The organism is Olegusella sp., from assembly GCF_057238325.1.
Map to the genome: position 1 here is coordinate 1 of NZ_DBHHGF010000006.1, position 25,853 is coordinate 25,853.

Annotated in this window: 19 protein-coding genes; 10 read left to right on the top strand and 9 right to left on the bottom strand. The window is 49.5% G+C overall.

Annotated features, from left to right (window positions below):
• A partial coding sequence (locus tag ACO5JD_RS05430) for a hypothetical protein (protein ID WP_484988256.1) occupies nucleotides 1-338 on the bottom strand: 338 nt, incomplete at its 3' end.
• Between the two features lie 21 nt (nucleotides 339-359).
• Entirely contained in the window at nucleotides 360-593 is a 234-nt protein-coding gene (locus ACO5JD_RS05435) for a hypothetical protein (RefSeq protein ID WP_484988258.1), read from the bottom strand.
• A 441-nt stretch (nucleotides 594-1,034) separates the two neighbouring features.
• Between ACO5JD_RS05435 and ACO5JD_RS05440 the strand changes: the two genes are divergently transcribed.
• Nucleotides 1,035-2,357 (top strand): SpaA isopeptide-forming pilin-related protein, encoded by a 1,323-nt coding sequence (locus ACO5JD_RS05440; protein WP_484988260.1) that lies wholly within the window; start codon nucleotides 1,035-1,037, stop codon nucleotides 2,355-2,357.
• A 177-nt stretch (nucleotides 2,358-2,534) separates the two neighbouring features.
• On the opposite strand, the gene ACO5JD_RS05445 is transcribed toward ACO5JD_RS05440, so the two are convergent.
• Nucleotides 2,535-5,105: a tetratricopeptide repeat protein gene (locus ACO5JD_RS05445; protein ID WP_484988262.1), complete on the bottom strand. Its 2,571-nt coding sequence runs from the start codon at nucleotides 5,103-5,105 to the stop codon at nucleotides 2,535-2,537.
• 347 nt (nucleotides 5,106-5,452) lie between these two features.
• Nucleotides 5,453-6,688 (bottom strand): DUF1015 domain-containing protein, encoded by a 1,236-nt coding sequence (locus tag ACO5JD_RS05450; RefSeq protein ID WP_484988264.1) that lies wholly within the window; start codon nucleotides 6,686-6,688, stop codon nucleotides 5,453-5,455.
• A gap of 206 nt (nucleotides 6,689-6,894) precedes the next feature.
• Between ACO5JD_RS05450 and ACO5JD_RS05455 the strand changes: the two genes are divergently transcribed.
• The 3 genes from ACO5JD_RS05455 to ACO5JD_RS05465 all read left to right on the top strand — a co-directional run bounded on the left by ACO5JD_RS05455 (nucleotide 6,895) and on the right by ACO5JD_RS05465 (nucleotide 9,936).
• Nucleotides 6,895-7,617, top strand: a complete 723-nt coding sequence (locus tag ACO5JD_RS05455; RefSeq protein WP_484988266.1) for an HAD family hydrolase — start codon at nucleotides 6,895-6,897, stop codon at nucleotides 7,615-7,617.
• A 141-nt stretch (nucleotides 7,618-7,758) separates the two neighbouring features.
• Nucleotides 7,759-8,178 (top strand): hypothetical protein, encoded by a 420-nt coding sequence (locus tag ACO5JD_RS05460; protein WP_484988268.1) that lies wholly within the window; start codon nucleotides 7,759-7,761, stop codon nucleotides 8,176-8,178.
• Between the two features lie 30 nt (nucleotides 8,179-8,208).
• Entirely contained in the window at nucleotides 8,209-9,936 is a 1,728-nt protein-coding gene (locus ACO5JD_RS05465; protein ID WP_484988270.1) for an ABC1 kinase family protein, read from the top strand.
• Between the two features lie 282 nt (nucleotides 9,937-10,218).
• Here ACO5JD_RS05465 and ACO5JD_RS05470 read toward each other — a convergent pair whose 3' ends face one another.
• The 3 genes from ACO5JD_RS05470 to ACO5JD_RS05480 are packed head-to-tail and all read right to left on the bottom strand — an operon-like array spanning nucleotide 10,219 to nucleotide 14,511.
• Complete coding sequence (locus ACO5JD_RS05470) at nucleotides 10,219-12,198, bottom strand: ABC transporter ATP-binding protein (protein ID WP_484988272.1); 1,980 nt, start codon at nucleotides 12,196-12,198, stop codon at nucleotides 10,219-10,221.
• Complete coding sequence (locus tag ACO5JD_RS05475) at nucleotides 12,191-14,044, bottom strand: ABC transporter ATP-binding protein (protein WP_484988274.1); 1,854 nt, start codon at nucleotides 14,042-14,044, stop codon at nucleotides 12,191-12,193. Before ACO5JD_RS05475 ends, ACO5JD_RS05470 begins: the two co-directional genes overlap by 8 nt.
• Nucleotides 14,044-14,511 carry a MarR family winged helix-turn-helix transcriptional regulator gene (locus ACO5JD_RS05480; RefSeq protein WP_484988276.1) on the bottom strand — a complete coding sequence of 156 codons (468 nt, stop codon included), beginning with the start codon at nucleotides 14,509-14,511 and terminating at the stop codon, nucleotides 14,044-14,046. Before ACO5JD_RS05480 ends, ACO5JD_RS05475 begins: the two co-directional genes overlap by 1 nt.
• A 324-nt stretch (nucleotides 14,512-14,835) precedes the next feature.
• Between ACO5JD_RS05480 and ACO5JD_RS05485 the strand changes: the two genes are divergently transcribed.
• Genes ACO5JD_RS05485 through ACO5JD_RS05495 form a run of 3 tightly spaced genes read left to right on the top strand, consistent with a single transcriptional unit; the run spans nucleotide 14,836 to nucleotide 18,499 of the window.
• Nucleotides 14,836-15,588, top strand: coding sequence for a DeoR/GlpR family DNA-binding transcription regulator (locus ACO5JD_RS05485; RefSeq protein ID WP_484988278.1), 753 nt, complete (start codon nucleotides 14,836-14,838; stop codon nucleotides 15,586-15,588).
• Entirely contained in the window at nucleotides 15,585-16,487 is a 903-nt protein-coding gene (gene pfkB, locus ACO5JD_RS05490; protein WP_021625688.1) for a 1-phosphofructokinase, read from the top strand. The genes ACO5JD_RS05485 and pfkB overlap by 4 nt, the downstream gene beginning before the upstream one ends.
• 47 nt (nucleotides 16,488-16,534) lie before the next feature.
• Nucleotides 16,535-18,499: a PTS fructose transporter subunit IIABC gene (locus ACO5JD_RS05495; RefSeq protein ID WP_021625687.1), complete on the top strand. Its 1,965-nt coding sequence runs from the start codon at nucleotides 16,535-16,537 to the stop codon at nucleotides 18,497-18,499.
• A gap of 756 nt (nucleotides 18,500-19,255) precedes the next feature.
• On the opposite strand, the gene ACO5JD_RS05500 is transcribed toward ACO5JD_RS05495, so the two are convergent.
• Nucleotides 19,256-20,143, bottom strand: coding sequence for an alpha/beta fold hydrolase (locus ACO5JD_RS05500; RefSeq protein WP_484988280.1), 888 nt, complete (start codon nucleotides 20,141-20,143; stop codon nucleotides 19,256-19,258).
• Between the two features lie 2 nt (nucleotides 20,144-20,145).
• Complete coding sequence (locus ACO5JD_RS05505; RefSeq protein WP_484988282.1) at nucleotides 20,146-22,206, bottom strand: methionine--tRNA ligase; 2,061 nt, start codon at nucleotides 22,204-22,206, stop codon at nucleotides 20,146-20,148.
• A 220-nt stretch (nucleotides 22,207-22,426) separates the two neighbouring features.
• Here ACO5JD_RS05505 and ACO5JD_RS05510 point away from each other — a divergent pair, with 220 nt between their 5' ends.
• The 3 genes from ACO5JD_RS05510 (at nucleotide 22,427) to ACO5JD_RS05520 (ending at nucleotide 25,843) form a co-directional block, all read left to right on the top strand.
• On the top strand, nucleotides 22,427-23,347 hold the full coding sequence (locus ACO5JD_RS05510; RefSeq protein WP_484988284.1) for an SPFH domain-containing protein: 921 nt from the start codon (nucleotides 22,427-22,429) through the stop codon (nucleotides 23,345-23,347).
• A gap of 142 nt (nucleotides 23,348-23,489) precedes the next feature.
• A complete protein-coding gene (locus ACO5JD_RS05515; RefSeq protein WP_021625679.1) occupies nucleotides 23,490-24,137 on the top strand; it encodes an epoxyqueuosine reductase QueH in 648 nt (215 codons plus the stop codon).
• Nucleotides 24,138-24,244: 107 nt separating this feature from the next.
• Nucleotides 24,245-25,843 (top strand): alpha-amylase, encoded by a 1,599-nt coding sequence (locus ACO5JD_RS05520; protein ID WP_484988286.1) that lies wholly within the window; start codon nucleotides 24,245-24,247, stop codon nucleotides 25,841-25,843.
• Nucleotides 25,844-25,853: the final 10 nt, after the last annotated feature.

A 25,853-nucleotide genomic window follows, 5' to 3' on the forward strand; every position in this document is an offset into this window, starting at 1 on the left:
TTTATGAGGTGTTCATACTCGATATTGTCCTTGATGAGTTCCTCATAGATTTTGTATGCGTCTTTTTCTTCCTTTCCGTTCTTTTCCGATAAAGGCGGCTCTCTCAAAGGAGAGGGGTTAGGGGAAAGGATAGGAATGGAATCGGTACTTAATCCATCTTTATTTATTTCTTCTTTTTTTGATAGATCAGTTTTTTGTATATCTTTATTTAATTGCATTGGATTTTCCGACGTCGGATTATCCGTTGTCGGATTTTCCAATACCGGCTTATCCGATGTTGGATTTTTGGGTACCGGACTTTGCGGCTGCTCATAAATGGCATAGGTAATAGCTGTCATTTCCCCTTTCTCATCCCTGCCTTACGACCTTTCGATATATCCTGTCTTTTCAAGCTCCAAGACAGCAGTACGAATGGCATCGATACTTTCTTTGTTGATATGGGAAAGTCCGGCAAGGGTATAGTCCCAGTTTTCCGGAAGTAAAAGCATCTGTGAGAGCAAGCCCTTTGCTTTTAGCGTTAGCTCTTTGTTTCGCAGATGATGATTGCTCATGACGGTATAGCCTTTGTTTTTCTCTACTCTGAAAACTGCCATGCGGATACTCCTTTCGTTTTTTATTTGTTACGCAGTAAAAGGGCAATTTTGAAAGAAAAGGTATATTTCCCTTACTTTTTCAAAACCGCCCTCTGAAAGCTTTGTATTTCAAGCCCTTATTTACCTCTACTTCGTAACATGGGCATGAAAAAAGCGGCATCCTATGCTTCCTTTAACAGAAGCGAAAGAACACCGCTTTTACGATTTCCTATTTAGTTTTGATCCTCACAACATGCTTTGTGCTATCTGTGGTAAAATGTTCCTATCTGCAAGAGTTTTTACAGCACATCAAGGCTTTTTCCTCAAAAGTAGTAAATTGGTAGTAAATTCAACTTGTTCTCTTGCAAATATCCTTGTATTTCAAGGGGTTTGAGGGTTAATTATTAAAGTTTATTATAAATAAGGAGTTTTTATAGTTTGTATTTTAGAAAGGAGATGTTGATGAATTTGAAGGATTTACGCATTCTATTAAAGAAACTAAGGGGGGGGGTAATTGTACTTTTTTCGCTTGCCCTGCTGACAAGCGCCTTGTTTACACGTGTTGCGTATGCACGGGATAGTACTGAATTTGAGCATCCCGATTATATTGAGGTAGAGCTCCTTGCGACTCGATATCCTCTTGGTCCTGATAGAAGGCCAGATACAACCAAGCCAAAGTATGAGTCTGTCGTTGCCAAATTTAAAATTCACAGAACTACAGCTGAACTGATCGATTGCATCTACACTGGTAACGAAAACCAGTTTTCTGCCGATGTCAATCCTCATAATGGCGATGATGATTGGCAGTTTGTTATTTATGCTCCGGCAAATGAGCCTGGCGGTATTGCTAATAAAATGACATATCGGTGTCGAGAAATTCCAACGCCTGGATTTACTTCTCAGATAAAGACAGACGACAATGGAGTTTTTCATCTTACCAATACGCGCAAGCTTGGAACGATTAACTGGACAAAGCTTGATGCAAAGACCTCCGAGAAAATCGGTGGTTCTGAGTGGTTGATTACGGGAGCAGATGGCTTCTCCAAGAAAGTCGTTGACAATGGTGAGAATGACGAAGATCCCGAAATTGGTTCACTGAAGGTTTCTGGTTTTGCTTGGGGCGTAAAGAAGGACACCCAAAACATGTGGGGTACCTATGCGCTAAAGGAAACCAAGGCTCCTAAGGGTTATACCATCGACGAAAATACCTATACATTTGAATTCAATGAGAACAGCGACTTTGATACCCCTATTTTTGTAGGGGAGATTAAGGATGGTCGCATTCCTGGAGAACTTGCATGGACCAAGGTTGCCGCTGAGAACTCCGAGCTGTTGGGTGGTTCAGAGTGGCTGCTCGCAGGTGAAAATGGTTTCTTAAAGACGGTAGTCGATAATGGTGAGAACGACGAAGATCCTGCTCTTGGTTCGCTGAAGGTGACAGGTCTTGAGTGGGGTAGCTATACACTTAACGAGACAAAGGCACCCGAAGGCTATGAGATTAACCCTGAGACCCATGCCTTTGATTTGACCAACACACATCTCTCCGCTGTGCTTGATCCCATTAGCAATAAGAAGATTCCTGAGACCCCTAAGCCTCCCAAGGACACTCCGAAGACTCCCGAGACTCCCAAAAAGACTCCTAAGCGCAAGACTGTTACAAAGAAGATTAAGAAATCTGCACTTCCTCAGACTGGAGACAACTCATATGTCCCGTTTGTGACTGGCGCAGGTGTCATTGTTCTGCTTGCAGGCTTAGGTCTACAGCAGGCTCGCAAGAATAGCTAATACAGCCTTGTTATTGAGTTTCCTGAGTCCCCAATTGATTATCGAGGAATCCACCAGGTAAACTGAGATAAAAGAGTAGGTAGATGGTCTGCAGAAAAATCTGATCCAATCTGAGGTTGGGTCAGATTTTTAGCTTAGAACAGGTTTGGGTAGAGGTGGAGCGGCTTTATAGTGGCCTTACAAGGAGTCGGGGAAACTTTCGAGAGAGTTCATCATTCCGACGATGATATCGTCAGGAGTAAAGGCTGCCAGTGTGGACAAGAAGTTCCGCGCAACAGGAAAAACTTCTGCATCTAGTGATGCCTGGGCGCATTCCATAAAGACCCCAGACATCTCATCGGTGGGTGACTCGGGAATATGGTGAGTCTCAAGGACGTGGTGCAGTTCGGTGGGTGAGAGCGGCTCGCGTGCATCTTTGGTGCCTGTCTGCATTGCGAGTGCTGTGAGTTCCATTGCAATGGTCGGCGCAGCAGCTGGCACAAATTGCGTTGCCATCTGATAGCACGCACGTGCGGCCAAAATGTTGCCCTGCTTCCATTGGAAGAAAGCCATGCGGTAGTAAGCAGTACCAACAGCTTGAGGATCGTGCGCTTCTTTAAGCAACCGCGTTAGAAGCTCAACAGCTGCTTTATCATTGTCTGATGCTTCCAAACAACGTACCAATTGCAATTTTGCATGTGCATCCAGAGGAGCAATACGCACCAGTTCTTGGGCATGTTCTGTCGCGCGTTTAGCATGGCCCAGCGCGAGCTCAGCCATAACTGCGAGCACATGAGCATTGTAATAGGTATCAGGTACTAGCATGAGGCTGCGACCATTGGCTTTGTGACTGCGATTGTATAGCGCACGGTCTACAAAACTCGAGAAATAACGCCACTCTACCTGCGGAGAATCAGCATATGCACTGGCTGCATCCAATGGTTCCAGCGCAGTCTTGAGTACTTCAAGAGCAGCTGTGGCGTTGCGAGCTTGTAACGACCTGCGCGCTAGCTCGCAGGCACGAGATAGTACATCGCCTGTCATAAATTCTTCGACAACTGATTGAGGCTCTCCATCAATCGATCCGCGTACTAGAGCATTTGCTGTACGCTCTGCAGCGCTACGAACACTAGGGTCAGGATCGTCTCCCGCCAGCTCAAGGATGGTGTGGACGTTATGCTGAGTTGCATGCTCACGCGCAGGTGCTACCAAGCGCCGCAAAATATCATCAGCGATTGCTTCGCGCTTCTCGGATTCTTGGATAGCAAGTCCGCTTACGTGGTCGGTGCCTAGCGCATTTGCTAGGTGTTTTGGTAGTTTGCGTGTTGACATCGAAACGCTTTCATAACGCCGCCGCGGGCAGAAGCGCTCTTCTGAAAGAGAAAAACTCTGCGTAACAGGACGCAAAAAGCCATCCTCAAGGCGCATGACAGGACAGAAGGGTCGCATAATTTTTTCGAGGTCATCGGTATGATCAAGCTCCGTTTTGGCAAAACGCCAACGGTCAAAATCCACCGAGAGATAGCAATCATGACGCGAGGCATTATCCAGAATGCCTGCTACCCAAACATGCTTAATTTTGGAGGATGCGCGAAACGCACTTACCGCCAAAAGCAGGGCGAGACGAATAGCATAAGCAGAAGCCATTTGGCGGCGCATCTGTTTGGTGGTTTTCACGCGCTTGTTTCCATCATTTAGCGTCGGCACTGCCCATGAATTGGGGAAGACATCTGAAGGTACCAGTTGAATTTCGATAGCGACATTTCCATCGGCAACATTGGTGCGCCATGATGCGGTCAAGCGATAGGGCAGCTGGAAGCTCTCGATAGCTGTTGAGATGTAGTTGCGCACTGCCCACTCACCATCAGGTTCTACACCTTCGGGCAGCTCAATAGGGGTATCAATAGGTGCAGCCTGAGCCACAATCGAAGAAGTAATGCGCTGCTGGAGAACAGCGACATCTTCTTCGCTTGCATCCTGTGGGTCTTCAAAATAACTGTAAGCAAAGCGCAGTGCATTGAGTGCTGCCTCGATGCGCAGAATCGTGATCATTGCTGAGTAGGGAAGCTGTCCTTGCTCAATTCTAAGATAAAGCATACCTGACGCATGAGGGCGTACAATGCGTATATGAGGCAATTCAATCTTCTCGTCAAAAAGTCCCGACTCATATAGGCGATGTGCCAAGAAAAGCTCTACACCAGAGGGTAGTAGGGGTTCTTCATCCTTGGCATATTCAAACTGAGATACAGTCTCGTTGGGTTCTGCTTCGCCAAGATCTGCTTCTTCAAGGGCGGGGGCACCGTAGAAGTTTTCGCGTTCACGTACATCTGCAGTAAAAAGTTTGAGCTCACCTAAAGGATCAGGGCTTTCAAGTAGCTTTTTGGTGAACTCTGTAAAGTCAAGTTGTGACTGGCGATAAGCGGGCTCACCATCATCTTCGGCTACTACAGGCGCTTCAGACGAGTTAAGTGCCTGATCGGCATTCGTAGTATTGAGGTTCAGCTTGAGATTGGGTACATCCTTTCTTTTGGAGGTATCTTCAGCTGCAAGCTCTGTAGCATCAACAGGGCAAGTAGTTTTGACATCATCAACAGCAAGAGGCTTTCTTGCTGGCAGCACCTCGCGTTTTGACTGCAAAAGAAAATATGCGCTGACAGCACCACCGATAACACCCAGCAATACGGCAATGGCCAGCTCTTTGTTCGGCGTAAATCTCACTATGCTCAGTGCAGCTGATATTCCCAACACCCACAGAATCGCTTTCTTCAATTGCGATTTCCTAGTAAGTGCTAAAGCTTCCTTATTTTTTTGTTTATCAGTACGGCCAAAAAGTCGCATTCGTCTCACTTTCACAAGGCGTTCTGTATAGTTTTATACCCCAGCAGGCAGACATTAAAACCTCTCTTGCAGCAAAACAGCTGCCTTGAAGAGCTGTTAAGCAACTGTTTTCTTAGATACATTTTTTGAAGCAAAACTCGTCAAGAAATAAAGACACTAAGCTTTGTACGCTCAACCTTGCTATGCCTTTTCGATATGTCTCCACTGCTGCAGACATATATCAAAATCAGGCACACTTTTTCTGACATCCGCAAAATGGGACTGCGGTGGAATCTAGACTAGATATGACGAATAAAAAGTCCCGATAGGAGTTTTGGCTCAAACCACGTTGACTTTGGCGGCATCAACAAACCAGCATCGGATACAGACATCAGCTCATCGAGCGAAGTTGCGTGCAGAGTGATGGCAACGCCCGTATCTCCTGCGGCTTCCCCACTGCGTCGAGCTGCGTCTTTGCCACCAATAAAAGAAATGCGTGGGTCAACTGTAGGGTCATTGATGCCAAAAATCGGGCTTAAGATAAGATTTTGAACAAGAGAGGTATCAAGCCTTGCAACAGGGTCATCTTTTGCAGACTTCTCAGTAAGTCTTAACTCATACCATTTACCTTCTAGTTTCAAGCCAAACATGCCTTTTTGAGCAGGGTTTACCACATCATCTACCTCCGTAATGGCAAAGCCCTGCTTGCTCAATTCCGCAAATATTTCAGTTTGCGTTTTACTGCCTTTATCAGTGATAACGCGGTTGTACGGCAAAATATGCAATTGGCTTGCTGGAAAAAGTACGGCTAAAAATGTGTCTGCTTCGCTGGAGGTGTTCTGGCCTGTTTCCTGCAACTTTGCGCGCTTTTCTTGGCACACCGCAACCGCTGATGCAGCTCGATGATGCCCATCGGCAATGTAGGCACAAGGTATTTGGTCGAGCATGAGTTGTAGTGATCCCACAGCTACATCGCGTGCCACGCGCCAAATGCTGTGATGGCAGCCAGCCTCATCTGTAAAATCGTACAGTGGCTCTGCACTGCTCATCAGTGTAATCAAGGCATACAGTGCACTGTTGTCGCGATAAGCAAGGAAAATGGGTCCTGTCTGCGCACTAGTTGCGCGTATGTGGTTAATGCGATCTTGCTGCTTGTCTTTGCGCGTCAACTCGTGACGGCGGATGACACCATCTTCGTAATCAGATACCGCTGCTCCGCAAACCAAACCCGTTTGGGTATGCCCATCGACTGTCATGCGCCAGATATAGTAACAAGCCGACTCATCGCGCAATAAAGTGCCATCAGCTACACGCTCATTAAGCAGCTGACGTGCCTTTTCGTAAACCTCGGGAGCATACATGTCCTGCTCTGCTGAAAAAGCGGTTTCAGGCCGATCGATGGCCAAGAATGACTGAGGATGTGCTGCTACATACTCGGCTGCACTTGTACGGTCAAACACATCATAGGGTGGAGCAGCAAAATCGGCCGCTCTCTCAGGTGTGGGACGAAAACAGAATATTGGCTGAGTGTGCATGGATATCCCTTTTGCTGTGGCCGCACGAGTTTATTGCAACTCAAACAGAGAACGAGTTTATTGCAACTCAAATAGATTGTGAGTTCATGGTAACCCAAGCAGAGTATTGAGTTCGTGACAACTCAAGTAGATAAAATAGATTTGTATATTTCGAGTCGCAGTGACGTATTTAACAAGAAATTTGCCGCTAAGCTTGGAGGAATTGAATGAATTATCGTTTTTTATCAGATCTTGATGCAGGTGGTCCACGAGGTATCGAGCGAATTGTCGATCTTGCACAGCGCCCCTGTATCCTTTTTGATTTTGATGGCACGCTGGGTAATACCACTCATTCAATCGTGGCTACAGCGCATACCGTGTTAAGCGATTTTGGCATGAGTGAAGAAGAGATGGGCGACTTGCGTCGTCTGATTGGGCCACCTTTTCCTCAAGCATATACCGAGGTATATGGCTTATCAGAGAAAGATGCGGCTACAGTCACTGCACATTATCGTAGACTGTATGATGCCTGCGGTCCCGAAGCCTGGCCTCCTTTTGCCGGTATTCCCGAGTTGTTGGCGCAGTTGCAGGCCAATGGGCGCCATTTAGCTGTTGCTTCATCCAAACGACAGAGCCTGCTTGAGCGTTGTGTGGGCGATGGTAAGATTGCTGATTATTTCGAAACCATTGAAGGCAAGAAAAACGATACTAACAAGCAGACCAAAGCTGATACCATCCAGGCTGCCATCGACAAGCTAGGTTTTACGGCTGGACAAGCGGTAATGGTAGGCGACAGGCATTATGATGTTGAAGCCGCCAAGCAAGTTGGCATGCCCTGCATCGGTGTCTACTTTGGCGATACAGCGCCTGCCGGCGAGCTTGAGGAAGCAGGCGCCATCACGGTGGTACACAGTGTGGCCCAGCTTGGTCGTATCCTTCGCGGCCTTTAGTTGTTGAACTGAAGGGCAAAAACCACCGTTCACGGTGTTCTCATGGAGACGAGCGGAAAATTTTGTCAGAGCTCGCCTACGATGGGTATACAAAAGCCAACGGGTGCACACCCGTACAAGCTACGAACAAAGGAGCTTATCATGACACTGATTGACGACATGTCAGAGACCGCCCGTAAGATTTTTCTAGCCGGTATTGGTGCTGTTGCAACTGGCGCAGAAATGTCTGGTCAGATTGCAGAAAAGTCTGGCGCGATTATCGAAGAGCTGGTCAAGAAGGGCGAGCTTACGGTAGAGCAGGGCAAGACGCTCAACGAAGAGCTCAAGCACAAGGCTTCTGCGGCAAGTAGTGATACCGAGGCAAGTATTTTGCGTGCCCGTCTGCGTGGTATGACACCCGAGGAGCGCGAGGCCTACGTGGCAAAAATTACTCAGATCAAAGAAGACCTCAATGCTGAGCCTGTTGAGGTTGATGGTGAGCCTGTTGAGGAGCCCGATATTGAGGTTGAAATTGAGGTAGAGCCAGCGGACGAGCCTAAGTCCGAGGATGCCGAGGCATAGCATTCGCTGTGCCGCAAAGGTTTTTCTTCCGTGACTGAAGACGAATTTGGACCTGAAGACCGCCTTGAGGGCTGGGAAGAAGCTCTCAAGGCGGAAGAAGGTGCCTTTGAGACTATAGGTATTTTTGGTGGGCGAGATGCATCGTCCGACCAGTACCAAATTACGCGGGCGAGCAAACTGTCTCGTCTGAGGGAAATCTTGGCGATTGCCAGCCATTATGATGTCTGGCATGGTTTGACGCCGCGGAGCATGAGGTCTCTGCTTGAGGAGCTGGGGCCTACTTTTGTAAAAGCAGGGCAGATTCTTTCTATGCGTTCGGAGATTTTGCCCGAAAGCTTTTGTGATGAACTCAAAAAGTTACGTACCGAAGTCGAGCCCATGGACCGTACGACCATGCTGCAGGCTTTGCGTGACGAATATACAACTCCCATTGAGGATATTTTTGACGCTATCGACGACGTGCCGTTGGGTTCGGCATCGGTTGCTCAGGTGCATAAGGCGCGTCTTGTTACAGGTGAGCTAGTAGCTATCAAAATTCAGCGTCCTCAGGTACAAGAAAAGATGGCGCAGGATATCTCTATCATGCGTTCTCTTGCGCGCCGTATGGACAAATTGATGCGGGGCAAGCAGTTCATCGATTTTTCTTCAGTGGTCGATGAACTCTGGCAGTCTTTTGTCGAAGAAACGGACTTTCTGGTCGAGGCTAAAAGTCTTGATGAGTTTGGCCGCAATAATGCTAACTGCAAATTTGTTGACTGCCCCAAGCCGTATTGGCGCTGGTGTACCCGTCATGTAGTCGTGATGGATTACGTTGAGGGTATCCCTGTCGACAAAACTGATGAGCTCAAAGCGGCAGGCTATGACCTCTCCGAAATTGGCTCAAAGCTGGTTGACAATTACACGCGCCAAATGCTGGACGATGGTTTCTTCCATGCCGATCCGCATCCAGGCAACCTTGTCGTACGCGATGGGCAGTTGATTTTTCTCGATTTAGGCATTATGGGACGCCTGACTGCGCTTGATCGAGCAGCACTGACCGATATGGTTGTAGCAGTAGGTACGCGTGATTCTGTACGACTCAAAGATGGTTTATTGCGTTTTGCTTCCTCCGATGTATCGGAAGTTGATCATGCGAGTTTGCTTGCAGACCTAGACCAAATTATTGCTAATTACGGTGAAGCAGATCTTTCCGAGCTCGATATCGCGGGCTTCTTTAATGCGTTGATTTCGATGGCGCGTGAAAATGGTATCGAGTTGCCGGGTACGGTTACGATGCTGGCCCGCTCGCTGGTGACCCTTGAGAGCTTGGTCGATGAATTTTTGCCTGGTACGTCTATTGTTGACATCATTGGGCAGCATGTGAGTCATGTACGCAAAGATCGCGCTGCTCCCATTGATGAGGCACGTAGTTACGCGATGGAATTTGGGCGAGCAACCCATAGTTTGCTGCAGGCAGGAAGCGAAATGTCAAACATTTCGCGCATGCTGACCCGCGGCCAACTAAGGACACAGCTTGATGTGAATGGCCTGCATCGGCCTATGCGCAGTTTGGCACATGCGCTTGACCGCTTGGCAATGAGTATTATTATCGCTGGCTTGTTTATTGGCTCATCAGTGGTGTATTTTGCCCGCATCAAGCCCGTTGTTTTTGGCATTCCTGTGATTGGATTTTTAGGCTACGTCGTGGCACTTGTTTTGGGCCTTTGGATCGTTATTTCTATCCTCCGCGAAAGCCATCGCCGCAAGCAAAATAAGTAGTTCCCCCCAGCTTACCTTGCGTCCTCCATGGTGCGAATAAGGTTCACAATTCATCAGCATCACTGTTTTGGGTTCATAATTCATCATTGACTCAAAATTTACCAGGTGTGAAGCAAAACGAGAAAAACGAACCCTTTTCAGGACGATTGATGAATCGTGAACCCTTTTGTTTGGGGAGGCCTGCACGGAGAAGTAGAGAAAAGCGCCTAGCTGCGAACAACTAGGCGCTTGATTAGTGCAAGTAACGTTACACCTGCAAAGACGTATATGCTGGTGGTCTGACTACTCCAACTCGAAAGCACCGGTGTAGAGCTGGTAGTAAGTACCCTTGACTGCAATCAGGTCATTGTGGGTACCGCGCTCGATAATGTGGCCATGATCAAGCACGATAATCACATCAGAGTTGCGAACGGTCGACAAGCGGTGGGCGATAACAAAGGTTGTGCGGCCTTCCATCAACGCGTCCATACCACGCTGCACTATCTGCTCGGTACGTGTATCGATGGAGCTTGTTGCCTCATCGAGAATCATGACTGGTGGATCGGCTACAGCGGCACGTGCAATTGAGAGCAGTTGGCGCTGACCCTGCGAAAGACGGGCAGCATTGTCGGTCAGCATCGTCTCGTAGCTCTGTGGCAGACGACGGATGAAGCTATCGGCACCTGCAATCTTTGCTGCGCGAATGCACTCTTCATCGGAGGCATCCAGCTTGCCATAGCGAATGTTGTCCATAACGGTGCCAGTAAACAAATTGGTATCCTGTAACACCATTCCGAGTGAGCGGCGCAGATCTGCTTTGCGAATCTTGTCAATATTGATGCCGTCGTAGCGAATTTTGCCGTCAGAAATATCGTAGAAGCGGTTCACCAAATTGGTGATAGTTGTTTTGCCAGCGCCTGTAGCGCCAACAAAAGCAACCTTTTGACCAGGTAATGCATACAGGGAGATATCGTGCAGTACCTCATGACCAGGCTCATAGCCAAAGTCCACATCGGCAAGCACCACTTCGCCCTGTAGCGGAATCAAATCAACCTTGCCACTGTCCCTGTGAGGGTGCTTCCAAGCCCATTTGCCAGAGTTTTCGTGGCATTCGTGCAGACTGCCATCAGGATCGCGCACAACATTGACGAGCGTAACGTAGCCCTCATCGGTTTCGGCTGGCTCATCGAGCAGCTCAAAAATACGCTCAGCACCCGCTAGGCCCATAACTACAAAGTTAATCTGGTTTGATACCTGACCAATTTGGCCAGCAAAGCGCTTGGTCATATTGAGGAAGGGAACCACGATATCAATGGAGATAATCATGCCCGAAATCGAGGGATTGGCCATATGAGTCTCAAGCATAACAACGCCCATAAGCGCAACCAACACATAGGCGATGTTTCCCATATTCATCAGGATAGGGGCAAGTGTATTGCCATAGATATTTGCCTTGTTGGAAGCCTCGAATAAACGACCATTAACCTCGTCAAAGCTTGCCTTGGTGGCCTCTTCGTGGGTAAAGACCTTGATGACTTTTTGACCACTCATAGCTTCTTCGACAAAGCCTTCAGCATTTGCAATCTCATGCTGCTGATCCAAGAAGAAGTGAGCAGAACGACTACCCAGCAGACGGGTAACCCAGAACATCAGTGCAATAACCACCAGTACTACCAGCGACAAGGGCACTGAATACCACAGCATTAAGGCGAGCACTGAAATCATGGCAATACCAGAAATCAGTAGATTGGGGAGAGCTACGCCGATAAGTTGACGCAGTGTATCAACGTCATTGGTATACGCAGACATGATGTCGCCGTGTTTGCGCGTATCAAAATACCTGATGGGCAAATCTTCCATGTGGCTAAACATATCATCGCGTACGTGCATCAGCGTACCCTGAGTGACCACAGCAGCAAGCTGGGTCTCGATGATAATGGCAACCAATGCCAACAGGTAGCAGCCCAAAAGCGTAAATGCAATCTGCATAAGAGGAGCGGCTGCTGCCGACCAATTGCCCTGCTTCCAATATTGAGCCACAACAGCAATGGCTTGCTGCAAAAACATTGAAGGCAGGGTTGCCACAATGGCCTGCGCAATGATGCAAATAACAATAATTACTGTGTAGGCGGGATAGTAACTCATCATGAGGCCGATGGCGCGTCGCAGCGTTGCCATGGGTCTGCGAGCTCCGCGCTTGTATCCAGGCTTGGAGTTGCCTTCGCCTGCGGGCTTTTGAGTTGTTTGAGCAGTTTCCTGCTTGAGTTCGTCTTGCTTACTCATCAGTCTCTCCTCCCTCCGCGATATCGCCCATACGCTCGTCGTGGGACTTTTTGTTTTGTGTTGTATAGATGTCGCGATAAATCTCGGATGTGTGTAGCAGCTCATCATGGGTACCGATAGCGCTTACACGACCGTCATTGAGTACCAAAATACGGTCTGCATCTTCGACCGAGCCCGTACGCTGGGCGATGATAATCTTGGTTGTCTCGGGCGCGTAGCTGCGCAAACCATCGCGAATTAGACGGTCGGTCTTGGTGTCTACAGCGCTTGTAGAATCGTCCATGATAAGGACGCGTGGATGCTTGAGCAGAGCGCGTGCAATACAGAGGCGCTGTTTTTGACCACCAGAAACATTGGTGCCACCCTGCTCAATATAGGTGTCATATTTGTCAGGCATCAGCTGAATAAACTCATCTGCCTGAGCAATCTTACATACTTCGATAAGTTCCTCATCGGTGGCGTTTTTATCGCCCCAGCGAAGATTTTCTTTGATGGTGCCCGAGAAAAGGACATTGCGCTGTAGCACAACTGCTACGGCATCGCGAAGGGTGTCAAGGTCATAGTCACGTACATCGTGACCGCCCACACGCACCGTACCTTCGGTTGCGTCATACAAGCGGCTGACAAGTTGGATGAGGGTAGACTTGCTGGAACCCGTTCCGCCGATAATGCCTAGTACTTCGCCACTTTTAATATGCAGATCAACGTCAGAGAGTGCCATACGGTCAGCGCGCTCAGAATAGCGGAAGCTCACGTTGTCAAAGTCAATGCTGCCGTCGCTTACCTCCATCAGAGGGTGCTCGGGATTTTTGATATCAGGGGTTTCCATGAGTACTTGGCAGATACGCTGAGCACTCTCAAAAGACATTGTAATCATGACAAAAATCATCGTGAGCATCATCAAGCTCATCAGTACCGACATACCATAGGTAAGTAGAGCAGATAAAGCACCTACTTGCATCAGGGTGCCTTTGGACTGAATGATAGCTTTACTGCCAAAGTAGATGACAAAAAGGAAGATGACATCAATCGAGAAGGTCATTACCGGGCTATTCCAAGCCAAGATACGCTCAACGTGGACAAAGTCGTGGTAGAGTGAGCCGCTTGCATCTCCAAATTTTTGCTTCTCGTATTCTTCGCGCACATAACTTTTGACGACACGTATGCCATCAATGTTTTCTTCAACGGAGTCATTCAGGCGGTCGTACTTCTTGAAAATGCGGCGGAAGATAGGCATAACCTTCGCTGCAATAAAGAAGAGGAATATACCTAGGAAAATAGCAACAACCACAAAGAGCGCCGCCATGGGGCCTGCCGTGGCAAAAGCCATGATGATGGCAAAGATGAGCATCATTGGCGAACGGATTGCTGTACGAATGATCATCATGTACGCCTGTTGGACGTTGGTCACATCTGTGGTGAGACGGGTAACCAACGACGAGGTTGAAAAACGATCAATATTGGAGAAGGAAAAATCTTGGATGCGCGAGAAGATATCGTGCCTGAGGTTTTTTGCAAAACCAGCAGAGGCGGTTGAGCAGGTCACGCCTGCTGCAGCACCAAAGGTAAGTGACAGAATTGCCAGCAAAATAAGGGCAATACCATAATTGGCAACGACGCCCATGCCGGCGCCTTCGTTGATGGCATTGATGAGACCTGCGGTTAAGAAAGGCAAGGCACACTCAATGATAACCTCGCCTGTTACGAGAACAGGAGTCTCAATAGAAAGCTTTTTATACTCACGAATACTGCGTTTGAGGATAGCGATGACCTCGCCAAAGCTATAAGCACCATCTTGGAAGCCAAGGCGCTTTGCCCAGCCTTCTTTTTGTTCTTCTTTTGCCATTACATCGCCCTCTCCTGATCTTCAATTTCGTGCCAATGCGCGGATATGCGGTCAAGCATTCCGGCTAGTTGAGTTTTTTCTTGGTCTGCAAGTGGATAGAGGGACTGCTCTATAAAGGCTTCACGCTTGGCGTTGATTTCTTCAGCGCGCACCCTTCCTTCTACGGTCAAAATTACCTCACGCTGACGACCATCGTGTTCCATGGGTTTGCGTTCGATGAGTTTTTCGTTTTCGAGTTTAGTGAGCACTTCAGAAAGTGACGCAGCTGCAGTTCCTGCTTGGCTTAGCAATTCGCGCTGAGGAAGACTTCCTCCGGCTTGGTGCAGCGCAATGAGAATATAGGGTTTGCCTGCGCGACCTCCTGCATGACGGTGCAAGAAAAAGCCGAAGTAACCAAAATTTCGAAGTACTTGACGTTCGATAGACACTGATGTGAGCCTGTCGTTTTCGTCTTCTGTCTCGAACATAATTTCCTCTCTCACTCGAGTATTTCTTCTCCTAAAAATTGTGAACGTGGAGGGATTGTAGGTACCGAAATATTTAATGTCAAGGTACCGAATAATCTTTTTACTTTTATCGGAAGAAGTACATATTTCGCTCAAATTGGATATCTATGGCAAAGGTGGACAGGGCCAGGGAGTAAGCAGTACGACCGTTTGCGGTGATATAACGACCGTTCACCTTTTATTTTGCCCATAATTGAGCGAATATGAGCGAGTAGATTGCAATAAAAAATAAAATAGCTCATAATCAATCACAACAGATATGGGATTGATTCCATAGGAGGCGAAATGTTGGCCCCAGAGAGACGCGAGCGTATAGTTCAACTCGTTGATATTCACGGCAGCATTTCGGCCAGCAGGCTTGTAGAAGAACTTGACGCTAGTCCCGCAACTATTCGCCGTGATATCGAAGCTTTGGCTCAGATGGGTCGCCTTGTCAAAGTGCATGGTGGTGCCACGACAATCAATAGCTTTACTTACGAGACTTCCGATCGCGCTATGGATGAACGTTATGCGTTGAGCGTAGGCGAAAAGAAAATCATTGGTGCTCATGCTGCCGCACTCATTGAGCCAGGCGATTTTGTCTATATCGATGCGGGATCTACTACCGAAGCTCTGGTAGATGCCCTGGATTGCCAAGGCGTAATGTTTGTTACCAATTCGATAGTACTTGCACGCAAGCTTGTATTTAAGGGTTATCGCACTTTTCTTACAGGCGGCGAGCTTAAAGCATCAACAGAAGCTTTGGTAGGTCCCGAGGCGATTTCAGGTATTCAGCGTTATCACTTTACCAAGGGCTTTTGGGGTACCAATGGTGCCACGCGTGCTCAAGGTTTTACCACCCCTGATATCAACGAGGCGCAGGTCAAGCGCACAGCTATGGAAAGGTCGGGTCAGCGTTTTGTACTTGCGGATGCCGACAAACTTGGTCGTGTTGCGCCCGTAACTTTTGCAGATTTCGCTTCGGCTACGGTTATCACCGCAGGCGATGTGGATAGTGCGTTCGGCAAGCTTCCCAACGTAGTGGAGGTATCTGAATGATTTACACCGTTACATTCAATCCAGCACTCGACTATGCAGTGGGGGTGGAACACCTACAACTTGGTTCGGTCAATCGTACCTGCAGCGAGAAAATTCTCCCTGGTGGTAAGGGTATCAACGTATCAATTGTCTTGGGCAATTTAGGGCATGAATCCATTGCATTGGGCTTTGTCGCAGGCTTTACTGGCCGTGAGATTGAAGAGCGCACGGAGTCTTATGGTGCTCAGTGCAAGTTTATTCATGTTGCTGAAGGTCTTTCACGTATCAATGTAAAGATCAAAAGCGATGAAGAATCCGAAATCAATGGTATGGGACCGCGTATTACCGACGCTGATGTGCAGGCGCTTTTTGAGCAGCTTGATACCTTAGTTGAAGGCGATGTGTTAGTGATTTCTGGCTCGATTCCCTCTGTGTTGCCAGCTGATATGTACGAGCGTATTATGGCCCGCCTTGAGGGGCGTGGCATTCGTATTGTAGTTGACGCCGAGCGTGAATTGCTTACCCGCGTGTTGCCATATCACCCTTGGTTAATCAAGCCAAACAATCACGAGCTTGGGGCCATTTTTGATGTTGAGCTGCGCACTCGCGATGAGGTTGTGCCTTATGCAAAAAAGCTTCAGGAGCGCGGCGCGGCAAATGTATTGATTTCTATGGCAGGAGAGGGCGCTGTGCTGGTTGCTGAGGATGGCACAGTTACTGGTGGTCCTGCTCCTAAGGGCACTGTGGTCAACTCCGTAGGTGCTGGTGACTCGATGGTTGCTGGCTTTGTTGCGGGTTATTTGGAGAAGGGCAATTACGAGGACGCATACAAGATGGGTGTTGCGTGTGGCAGCGCATCTGCATTCTCGTCTGAGTTGACGACTCGTGCCGAGGCGGAAGCTCTGCTTGCAACTCTATAAGACAGGTCGATAGCTGGCACACGCATGTTAGGTGAAAGGGGAGCCGCATGAGGATTAAAGACTTACTCAAACCCGAGGCAATCAAGATTGGAGGTGCTCCAAAAGATAAAGCTTCAACCATCGACCAGATGGTGGCGCTGATGGAGCATCAAGGCAACATTACTGATGTTGAGACCTACAAAAAAGCAGTTCTTGCCCGTGAGGCCGAGATGAGTACAGGCGTGGAAAATGGCCTTGCTATCCCTCATGGCAAGTCCTCCGCGGTAAGCAAGCCTGGTTTGGCTGCGATGACGATTCCTACAGGTGTTGACTATGAAGCACTTGATGGCGAGCCGACTACGCTGGTCTTTTTGATTGCGGCTCCCGACACCGAGGACAACGTACATCTGCAGGTACTTGCAAGCCTTTCTCAACTCTTGGTGGATGAGGAGCTTTGCAACAAGCTACGTGCAGCGAAGACGCCAGATGAGTTCCTTAATCTGCTGAATGCGGCTGAGGATGCTCAGTATGTTGCCGAGCAGGAAAAGAAGCGCGAGCTTGAAGCTCAGACGGGTCAGTTTGACCTAGTGGCTATTACTGCTTGCCCCACCGGCATTGCTCACACCTATATGGCTGCAGAAAGTCTTGAGAAGAAGGCCGCCGAGATGGGCCTTAAAATCAAGGTTGAGACCCAGGGTTCTGGTGGTGCCAAAAATGTCATCACTGCAGAAGATGTCAAAGCCGCTAAGGGTGTCGTAATCGCTGCTGACAAAAACGTCGACCTTGCACGCTTTGCTGGTAAACCCGTCTACTCCACCACTGTCACCAAGGGCATCCAGGAGCCTGAGATGCTCATCAATAAGGTTATGAATGGTGAGGCTGCTATTTATGCTGGTAATGGCGCTGCGCCAGTGAGTTCAGGTGATGATGGCGAGGGTGTTGGTCATATCATCTACAAGCACCTGATGAATGGTGTTTCTCATATGCTGCCTTTCGTTATTGGTGGCGGCATCCTGACGGCACTTGCCTTCCTCTTCGATATGGGTGCAGCTGGTGCTGGCAATTATGGCTCTTCTACACCTTTTGCCTTCTTCTTTAAGGCAATCGGCGGCGAAGCCTTTGGTCTGATGTTGCCCATTCTTGCGGCATATATCGCGATGTCCATTGCTGACCGTCCTGGTTTGGCGCCTGGCTTTGTTGGTGGTCTGTTTGCCAAGGCTGGCTATAGCTTGGGTTATGTGACCGCAACTGCAGCTGGTGATGCTGAGGCTGCTGCCGCTGCCTGCGTCTCTGGTGGTTTCTTGGCAGCGCTCTTTGCTGGTTTTGCTGCAGGTTACATCATGCTTGGCATTGAGAAGCTCTGCGAAGGTATGCCCAAGTCTCTTGAAGGCATCAAGCCCATCCTTATTTATCCGCTCTTTGGAGTGCTCGTTATCGGTGGCGTGATGTTCCTGCTTAACCCGATTTTTGGCGCTATCAATACTGCTTTGAACAACTTCCTTGCTGGTATGGGTACGACCAATCTTGTTTTGCTTGGCGCTGTTGTCGGTGGCATGATGTCCATCGATATGGGTGGCCCATTCAACAAGGCTGCCTATGTCTTTTCCACGGGCCTGCTTGCTGATGCCACGCTTGGCTCTGCCGGTCAGGTAGTCATGGCTTCCTGCATGGTTGGCGGTATGGTGCCTCCTCTGGTTATTGCTCTGTCCACAACCTTCTTTAAGAACAAGTGGAACAAGGCTGATCGTGATGCCGGTTTGGTGAACTACATCATGGGTCTGTCCTTTATCTCCGAGGGTGCCATCCCCTTTGCGGCTGCCGACCCTGCCCATGTTCTCCCGAGCTGCATCGTTGGCTCAGCTGTTGCCGGTGGTCTGTCTGCACTCTTCGGTTGCTACAGCCCCGCTCCCCATGGCGGTGCTTGGGTTATTGCGGTTCTTGGTAATCCCGTGATGTTCCTTGTTGCTCTGCTTGCTGGTTCTATCGTTGGCATGCTGATCCTTTCCTTCTGGAAGAAGCCTGTCAGCGAGTAAAGATTCCTCTAGCGTGGCGTTACTCGTGCAACCCGTACTACCAGTACGCTTGCACTACCAGTACGACCACGCTACCAACGTTCACGTTGCTGACACGTCCGCATTGCTAGCGTGTCTGTACTGCTCGTCTATTGCAGTTCAAGGGAGTCGCCCTGCGCGGCTCCTTTTTTTCCTCTCAGCCCCGCTAAAAGCCACAGATTGTTTCAACGATCACGGCCCTGTTTGCCAAACGCCACCGATTCTTTCAAGCAGTGCGGCCCCGCTTACCAAACGCCACATACTCTTTCAATCAGCATCGCCCTGCTTGCCAAACACCACATATCATTTCAACCAACACGGCTCTGCTTGTCAGAAGCCACGTTCTGTTTCAGAAAAAATGCCAAAAGCCACGTTCTATTTCAAAGGACCTGACGTTTCCGCAGGTAAATTTTTTGGGTGTGAAGAGATGCGTGGCTTTTGGCTAAAAAAGTGAAGTAGAACGTGGCGTTTGACAATTGGCATGAAACGGAGTGTGGCTTTTGGTACCCGAGATGAAACAGTCTATGGCGTTTGGCACTCGGTGTGAAACGGAGTGTGGCGTTTGACAATTGGCATGAAATGAAGTGTGGCTTTTGCGAGGTTGGATGAAGAGATGTGTGGCTTTTGGCACCGGGTGTGAAATAGGATGTGGCGTTTGTTGGCGCTTGGCGCTTGGGAGAAGTGTTGATAGTGGGGAGGGTGTAAGGACGGCAGAAGAGCAGGAAAGTAGACCAGCAGTTACTCGGCAGCGGCGATGGTGACGAGCAGTTCGCGGAGGACGGCTTCGGGGGCGACCTTGGGCAAAGTATGCTCGGCACCTGTAACGATGACTTCGCGGGCGCCAGGAATCGCCGCAGCAATGCGGTGGGTTTCGCTCTGCGGAATTTCGTCGAGCTCACCTGCCATAACGCAGGCGGGGCAAGCAATATCTCCCAAGCTCGTAGGATCAATATGTGGCTCGACTACCATCAAGTGAAGCAGCTCCGCAATATCAGAGGCCTCTGCACGGGTCGGGGCTGGCGTACCATCTTCGTAGCAGACGGACTCGTCACCGGCAAGAGCCCAAGCGCGATATGCCTCAGCGGTTTCTTCAAAAAAGTCATTACCGGGAATACCGTCAGGCGAAAGGTTGGCGCCAATCGAGCAGAGCGAAGCCACGCGTTCCGCATAATCGCGCGCCATCAACAAGCCTTCGATAGCGCCATCAGAAAAACCCAGTACGTGTACTTTTGCGAGGCCTGCAGCATCGAGTGCAGCAATAGCATCAGCGCACATTAGCTCATACGTTAGCGGAGCAGTACCCCTTGTGCTTACACCTTGCGCTCGAGAATCCACCGCAAGTACCGTGCGCCCACAGCCAACCAATGCATCGATCACGGCACCAAAAATCCCATGTTCTTCACCGTTACCATGCAGCATCAATACGGGGTAGCGAGGAGGAACTGCGGCGTTCACTACGGCAGGTGCCTCTTCTGCTGGCGCATAGAGAAACGCGTGAATATGGGCCCCATCCTTAGTGAGCACATCAAACTCACGTGTGAGTTGTACATGCGGACGTTCATATGGGCGCGGAACATGCAGGGGAGGCAACTCTGGCGTGAGTTGGTCTGGAGATAATTCAAGCATGCTTATTTGTCTTGACTTGGATGCTTCTCAAAGAAATCAAAACGCGGGGGCAGAGCTACGATAGCATGCTCAGCAGGAGTCTGACCAAGCAGTGCGGACAATCCAGCTGGATCCTCAAAGCAATGTTCCCAAGAGAAGAAGAATTCCGACTCAAAGCCCAAGTGCTCGCAAATCTTTTCGCAACCAGCAGGTGCGGCGGGATGCATGAGCAGCGTCGTTGTGCGTAATGCTGCAAAAGCATCAGCAAGTGCCTGTTCGTAGGCAGCATCATCGCCCTTAGCAGCCTTGCTTGCTTCGCCCCAACGTTTATTGGCAGCGCGAGCAAAATCGTCTACGACGCCTAGAGCACTGTGTGCATCAAATACGTGAGCTGCACGTTCAAAGGCAAGCACAGCTTCACGGCACTCATCAACAACCTCGGCATGGGCAGCTACTGTTGGCAGGTGGCCCTCACAGACATTTGCCGCACCATAAAAGCAGGAGCGCGCTAAACGATTAAAGATGTTCGTCAAAAATGCACTTTCTTTAAGGGCGGGGTCGGCCACACGCGGGTCATCCTTTACCAGTACCTCTTCACCGGTTTTTTTGTCCTTGTGTGAGACAGACGTGTCAAAAGCCTTGGGCGAGAAGGACACAGCTTTTTGATCGAGCGCCAGTGACAACCAGTGACAGCGCAGCTGTTCGGGCGTGTAGTAATCAAGCAGTTCGGCTGCCATCGGAGGTTTAATAGCGCCCGAGCTGGAGGCCTTTTTGTTCATAAAGAGCACGTGGTAGTTGGCAATTGGTGTGTCCTGCGTGAGCTTCCAATCAAGTGCTGCCCACATTGCGGGTTGAGCAACGCAGTAGAAATAGATGTTATCTTGGCCGATAAATTGATAAACCTTTGCTTCGGGATCGCACCACCATGCGCGCCAATCGTGATTGGCGTAGCGTGGCGTCTGGCCTTCGGCACTACGGTCAGCATCAAGTGCGAGTGCAGTTTGCACAAAGGAGATAGGTGCCCACAGACTTTCGGGCCAGCACCATACAGTTAAATCTTGGTTTGTGGCAGCAGCGGAGCCATCGATATCTGGCGCTGGTACGCCCCAAGAAATATTACCCGTAATGCGAAATGGCAACAGCGTCTTGCCTGTGCGGAAGCGAATCTCGGCGCTTTCCAAAATACTGCGCGCTTCGTCGCGATCCTGCCAGTTTTCGAACTCGACCGAGAACGAAGACTGATTTCTCTCGGCCTCAATGGTTTTGTGTTGTGGCAACCGTGCTTCCACGGCATTATAGGCCTCGTGGAACTTTGTTTGGATATACATTACTGGCGCCACAAGTGACTCACGCACAGTCTTGGTGACGATAGTGCGCACTTGGGGATCAGCATCCCACTCATCCATGAGCACCTCGAGCACTTGCTGGTATTTTGGCAGGTCAAAGTACCAGTTTGCAACGGGACGCAGCTCGGGTGTGGTACCGGTGAGCTGTGACACAGGTGCAATAAGCTCTTCGGGATCAAATTGGTGACCCAAATCGCATTCGTCTGCGTATGCTTTTTCGGACTTGCAGCCACGGATGGGGCAGCGACCGATAACCTGGCGACCATTAAGGAATTGCTTGGCTTTGGTGTCATAAAACTGCAAAGTCTCGCGCTTGATGAGAACTCCCTTTTCGTACAAACGACGAATCAACGTATCAGAAAGTTCTTCATGAAAATGAGCTGCTGGTTCCAGTCCAGAGCCTGCGAAGATATCAAGAGAAATCCCATAGGCATCAAGTGCAGCCTTTTGTGCTTCGTGATTGTCGCGTACGTAGTCTTCGATGGTGCCTGTGTAGCCTTCGCCTTCAACCTTCTTGCGGTAGCCCTCCATGATGGGTGAGCCATAGCAGTCAGTACCCGAGACAAACAGCACGTTTTCGGCACCAATGCGATCGCGCAGAAAGCGAGCAAAGAAATCCGCTGGTACAAACACGCCACCAATGTGGCCAAAGTGCAGGTTTTTGTTGCCATAAGGCATACCGCCTGTGATAACGGCACGACGGGGGAAATTTGGACGATCTACAGAAGACATGCGCATGCGCTCCTAGGGTTGATGTATGTGCTTCGCGATTATCCCACAATGCAGCAGGCAACGGGCAGGGAAGTTGGGCGCAATAGATTGTGAGAGCATTGTGATGGCAAGATGGTGTCGGATATACCGTCTGCGGAACTCAGATTGAGAGTGCTTGGAGAGGGGTAATATCCTCTTCGTCTTTTGGGTGCGGCCAATAGGGGCTGCGTCTGAGAAAGGAAATGCGATGTTTTTCGTATTTGTAATTCTGCTGGTTCTTGGTGGTAGCGCGGTGCTTTCGACGGCGTATGTTGTGCGTCAACAGCACGTTGCAATCGTCGAGCGACTAGGTAAATTTCATGGCATTATGATGCCAGGTTTCCATGTGAAGGTGCCTTACGCTGATCGTACCTTTGATGTGGACTTGATGACCGAAGATCAGCATATGACCTTTGATGCCAAGACCTCTGACAATGTCACCATCGAGCTGGATGTGTCTATCCAGTATCACGTTGACGCATCCGATATTCAGTTAGGTTCTGAGAGTGGTATTTGGAAGAGCCGTTACACCCTGACTGACCCCGTGACTCAGATGCAGGACTATCTGGCAGATGCCCTGCGTAGCCAAATTCCTAATCGTAGCCTTGACGAGGTCTTCTCTGAAAAAGATGCCATTGCCCAAGCAATTGACGAAGCGGTTGCGGCAAAGATGCTGAACTACGGCATTGTGCTGGTAACTACGCTGATTACCTCAATCCGTCTGCCTCAAGAGGTACAGGAGTCGATGAACCATATCATCGCATCCAAGAATAACCTTGAGTCTGCTACCAATGACGCAAATGCTGAGCGTGCAAAGACGGTTATCGCGGCAAAGGCTCGTGCCGAAGCTATGGCAGCCGAGGGTCAGGGTATTGCTGATCAACGTGTCGCTATTGCTCGCGGTATCAAAGAGTCTATCGATACTATCAAGGGATCTGAGCTAACTGAGGCCGATGCCAATCGTTTGTTTGAGTTTACTCAGTGGATTGATATGATGCGCGGCTTTGCCGAAAAAGGTGCATCGACGGTGGTGCTACCCAACGATTTCCGCGATAGCGCGTCTCAGTTTGAGCAGTTTGTCTCTGCTTTGGAAACTCCCCGCGCTGCCAGCGATGATGGGAAAAATTAAACCTCTATCTGCATAAATGCAAGCAATTTGAAACTCGGCAGCTCAAAAGGCTGTCGAGTCTCTTTATTGCGTGTTCATAGCCCTCACAAATGAGTCTGCTATGCTTGCTTGCTGCTCGAAATTACAATACTAAGGAGGTGCCATGGAAAAGCAAAACGCCACAATAATGCCCCCGCTGCAGGGGATAGCCCCTCATCCTGGCACGCCTTTGCTTTTGCATGCTTGTTGTGGTCCTTGTTCGCTTGAACCGCTCAAACTTTTGCGTGAGGAGGGCTGGGATCCCGTAATTTGTTGGACTAATCCCAATATTGCACCTGTAGCAGAGCATAACCTGCGTTTGCGTACCCTGCAGGCTTGGGCACATGATATTGCTCAAGTAGATGTTATCGTAGCTGGTGACGACCGCGACAGCTGGGAACGTAATGTGGCACCTGCTGGACTCAAGCGCGAGCGTCGTTGCCGTGCCTGTTATGCGCAGCGTCTTGAGGAAAGTTGTCGTGTAGCTGTTGAGCAGAGCTTTGAGTATATCAGCACAACGCTGGTGGTCTCGCCGTATCAGCTCTTTGAGGTCTGTCATGAGGTGCTTTTTGCGTTGGCACATCGTTACGGCCTTACGCCAGTCTGGCGTGATTTTCGTCCGTATTATCCTGAGGCGACTATAGAGTCACGTGAGCTCAATATGTATCGCCAAAACTATTGTGGTTGTCGTTTTTCGGCAGCAGAAGCCGCACTTGACCGCCAACAGGCACGTGACGCCCGCAAAGCTGCGCGTAAAAAGCATGTTGGCTAGTGAGATTGATTTGGCTAGAGGTTGCAGCGTCCAGCTGAGCGTTTGGCTTTACTCTATCCCAACGATTTGCTTCAAACTCCTAACGAATTCCTACATTGGAGGAACGTATGAATAATGGCATGATGCTCCAAGGTTTTTCTTGGTATCTTCCTGCAGATGGCCAACACTGGAAGCGTATGGCACGGCTTGCACCGACGCTGGCACAGGTAGGTATCACAGCGGTCTGGCTGCCGCCTGCGTACAAGGCAGCCGAGGGCGGTGAGAGCGTTGGTTATAGCATATATGACACCTGGGATTTGGGTGAATTTGACCAATGTGGTTCGGTGCGTACCAAATATGGCACCAAGAAAGAATATCTTGCTGCGATTGCCGCCCTGCAAAAGGCAGGTATCCAGGTATTAGGTGACATCGTGCTCAATCATCGTATGGGTGGCGAGGAAACCGAGCATGTGCGTGCAGTCGAGGTTGATGCGGGCGCACGTGGATCCGAAGTGACAGAAGAAAAGACCATTTCTGCGTGGACTCGTTATCGTTTTCCTGGACGTAACGGTACATACTCTGATTTTCAGTGGGATTGGACCTGCTTTCACGGTACTGACTGGGATGAGGATACGCATCAGACAGGCGTCTTTCGTTTTGCTGGCAAGGAGTGGGACGATGATGTTGACCATACCGAAAATGGCAACTACGACTATCTAATGGGCAACGATGTTGATGTCAACAACCCTGCCGTTGAAGCAGAACTAACCCGCTGGGGTGAGTGGTATGTGGAGACAACGGGTCTTGATGGTATGCGTCTTGATGCGCTCAAGCATGTGTCAAAGTCTTTCTTCCGCCGCTGGCTTGCTGATTTACGTGAAAAAAGTGGTCGTGAGCTCTTTACAGTAGGCGAGTATTGGTCTCCTGAGCTTAGTGAACTCGAAGAATATCTGGGCGAAGACGAGCCATTGAGCCTCTTTGACGTACCACTGCACTACAAGCTTTTTGGTGCGTCGAATAGTATGGGCACCATGGATTTGGCACATCTTTTTGATGGCACATTGGTGGCAAGCAACCCTGTGCATGCAGTGACTTTTGTGGATAATCACGATACCCAGCCAGGTCAAGCATTGGCATCTACTGTTGCATCTTGGTTCAAACCGAGTGCTTACATGTTGATATTGCTGCGTGAAGCAGGTTATCCTTGCGTTTTTTATGGCGATCTCTTTGGTGCGGGAGCCGAGGCTAAGGCTGGCGAGGAAGGTGAAGACACGCCTGCGTTGCCAGTGGTACGTGAACTTCCCTTGCTTATGGAAATCCGCCAGCGGCATGCTTACGGCGCGCAGCACGACTATTTTGATGACAAAGATACCATTGGCTGGACGCGTGAAGGCGATGACGAACATGCAGGTAGTGGCATTGCTGTAGTCATTACTGACGGAGAAGGTGGCACCAAACACATGTATGTGGGTACCCAGCATGCAGGCAAAGATTTTGCCTGTGTCGTGGGTCAGGAAGATGATGTATTGATTGATGAGGAAGGCTACGGTGACTTTAGCGCTGCTCCTGGTTCGGGTAGCGTTTACATTGAGGCCAAATCCGCAAAGGCACTCAAGCACGATCGTATCCTGCGTCGTGCCGAGACCGCACCTTCGATTGCACCCACCTCGCGTAAGGGTGCTCATCCTGTGCCTGCCAATTACGCCCCTTGGCGTCGTCGCAAGTAGGCTAGTGCTA

Bases quoted from the DNA above. Each gene is read 5' to 3' on its own strand.
- ACO5JD_RS05495 (WP_021625687.1), top strand. From the start codon at position 16,535: ATGAGGATTAAAGACTTACTCAAACCCGAGGCAATCAAGATTGGAGGT.
- ACO5JD_RS05450 (WP_484988264.1), bottom strand. From the start codon at position 6,688: ATGCACACTCAGCCAATATTCTGTTTTCGTCCCACACCTGAGAGAGCG.
- ACO5JD_RS05475 (WP_484988274.1), bottom strand. From the start codon at position 14,044: ATGGCAAAAGAAGAACAAAAAGAAGGCTGGGCAAAGCGCCTTGGCTTC.
- ACO5JD_RS05515 (WP_021625679.1), top strand. From the start codon at position 23,490: ATGGAAAAGCAAAACGCCACAATAATGCCCCCGCTGCAGGGGATAGCC.
- ACO5JD_RS05480 (WP_484988276.1), bottom strand. From the start codon at position 14,511: ATGTTCGAGACAGAAGACGAAAACGACAGGCTCACATCAGTGTCTATC.
- ACO5JD_RS05500 (WP_484988280.1), bottom strand. From the start codon at position 20,143: ATGCTTGAATTATCTCCAGACCAACTCACGCCAGAGTTGCCTCCCCTG.
- ACO5JD_RS05505 (WP_484988282.1), bottom strand. From the start codon at position 22,206: ATGCGCATGTCTTCTGTAGATCGTCCAAATTTCCCCCGTCGTGCCGTT.
- ACO5JD_RS05435 (WP_484988258.1), bottom strand. From the start codon at position 593: ATGGCAGTTTTCAGAGTAGAGAAAAACAAAGGCTATACCGTCATGAGC.
- ACO5JD_RS05470 (WP_484988272.1), bottom strand. From the start codon at position 12,198: ATGAGTAAGCAAGACGAACTCAAGCAGGAAACTGCTCAAACAACTCAA.
- ACO5JD_RS05455 (WP_484988266.1), top strand. From the start codon at position 6,895: ATGAATTATCGTTTTTTATCAGATCTTGATGCAGGTGGTCCACGAGGT.
- pfkB (WP_021625688.1), top strand. From the start codon at position 15,585: ATGATTTACACCGTTACATTCAATCCAGCACTCGACTATGCAGTGGGG.
- ACO5JD_RS05460 (WP_484988268.1), top strand. From the start codon at position 7,759: ATGACACTGATTGACGACATGTCAGAGACCGCCCGTAAGATTTTTCTA.
- ACO5JD_RS05440 (WP_484988260.1), top strand. From the start codon at position 1,035: ATGAATTTGAAGGATTTACGCATTCTATTAAAGAAACTAAGGGGGGGG.
- ACO5JD_RS05510 (WP_484988284.1), top strand. From the start codon at position 22,427: ATGTTTTTCGTATTTGTAATTCTGCTGGTTCTTGGTGGTAGCGCGGTG.
- ACO5JD_RS05485 (WP_484988278.1), top strand. From the start codon at position 14,836: ATGTTGGCCCCAGAGAGACGCGAGCGTATAGTTCAACTCGTTGATATT.
- ACO5JD_RS05520 (WP_484988286.1), top strand. From the start codon at position 24,245: ATGAATAATGGCATGATGCTCCAAGGTTTTTCTTGGTATCTTCCTGCA.